This is a genomic window from Streptomyces jeddahensis (assembly GCF_001642995.1).
GTDB classification, from domain to species: domain Bacteria; phylum Actinomycetota; class Actinomycetes; order Streptomycetales; family Streptomycetaceae; genus Streptomyces; species Streptomyces jeddahensis.
The window spans coordinates 1-1,573 of the sequence record NZ_LOHS01000192.1; the positions used below are offsets into that span (position 1 = coordinate 1).

Consider the following 1,573-nt stretch of genomic DNA (forward strand, 5'->3'; position numbering starts at 1 on the left):
GTGCGGGAGCGAACTGAACGGCGAGGCCGGAGAACACCGCGCCCAGCGCGATGCCGGTAGAGGTCGCCGCACTGTTGGCGGCCGCTGCGGCCTGGTGACTGCGGTCCCGGTGCAGGTCGGCCAGTGCCGAGCCCGCGCTGCTGGTGAGCAGCCCGACCGCGACGCCCTGGATCAGGCGGGCCAGGCACAGCGCCCAGGCTCCCGTGGCCAGGAGGAACACAAGGAAGCTGACGACAATGGTGACTAGTGCCACCACGATCGTCCGCTGGGTGCCCAGATGCCCGGCCAGGCCTCCGGCCAGCAGCAGGGTCAGGATCGCGCCGAGGGCGTAGCAGGCGTAGACGATCGTCGACGTGGTCGTGCCGAAGTGCCATTGCTGCTGGTAGAGCCCATACAGCGGAGACGGCGCGCTGCTGGCGGCCATGACCACGAAGACGACGCCGACCACGGTTCGAAAGTGCCAGGGGCGGTGCGGCCGGTGGCGCTGGGTGGTGTGCCGGCGCCCCTGGGTCTCGAGGGCGGTCGGCTTGCCGACGTTCATGTTCTTGCTATCTCCGGTGGGAATCCAGCGTCGGCCGTCAGCGGCCGAGGACGACCTTGGTCTCCAGGTACTCCTGCATGCCGTCGGGGCCCCATTCGCGGCCGTTGCCCGACTCCTTGTAGCCGCCCCAGGGGGCGGTCCAGTCGAACTCGGCGTTGTTGATGATCACGTAGCCCGCTTCGATCCGGGAGGCGACGTCCGCGGCGTCCGCAAGATCGCTGCCGGTGACATAACCGGCGAGGCCGTACCGGGTGTCGTTGGCGATCTGGACAGCCTCGTCCACCGTGTCGTAGGTGATGATCGACATCACCGGGCCGAAGATCTCTTCCTGGGCGATGGTCATGTCGTTGGTGACTCCGCAGAACACCGTGGGCTTGACGAAGTGCCCGTTCTCCAGGCCATCCGGCTTGCCCAGGCCTCCGGTGAGCAGCATGGCCCCCTCATTCAGGCCGGTCTGGACATAGCGCTGGACGGTCCGCCACTGCTCGCCGGAGATCAGCGGGCCCATGTCGGTGCCCTCCGCGCGCGGGTCGCCGACCTGGAGCGCGTCCACCCGCGGGAGCAGCACCGACAGGAACTCGTCCAGCCGCTCGCGCGGCACCAGGGTCCGGCTCGGCGCACTGCAGATCTGGCCGGTGTTGGCCATCAGCCAGGTGAGCACCGTGTCGACCGCAACGTCCAGATCCGCATCGGGCATGATCACCTGCGGCGACTTGCCGCCGAGCTCGGTGGCCACGCGCTTGGCGCTCTTGGCCGCGGCGGCGTTCACCTGGAGCGCCGCCTCACCCGAGCCGGTGAAGGACACGACGGCGACGTCGGGGTGCGAGGCAAGCGCGTTTCCGATCAGCGAGCCGCGGCCGGTGACGAGATTGAACACACCTGCGGGGACGCCAGCGGCCTCCAGGATCTCGGCCAGGACGACAGCCGAGTACGAAGCCAGCTGAGCTGGCTTGAGGACGACGGTGCAGCCGGCTGCCAGCGCCGAGGCGGTCTTGCCAGCCGGCTGAAGGGCGGGGAAGTTCCACGGAGTGA

General features: G+C 69.1%; 2 protein-coding genes. Both read right to left on the reverse strand.

All coding sequences use genetic code 11. The annotated features are described in order from the left end of the window. A partial coding sequence (locus STSP_RS34430; RefSeq protein ID WP_157902974.1) for an MFS transporter occupies positions 1-541 on the reverse strand: 541 nt, incomplete at its 3' end. Between the two features lie 37 nt (positions 542-578). Continuing rightward, positions 579-1,573, reverse strand: a 995-nt coding sequence (locus tag STSP_RS34435) for an aldehyde dehydrogenase family protein (RefSeq protein ID WP_067284970.1), incomplete at its 5' end; no start/stop codon positions are given.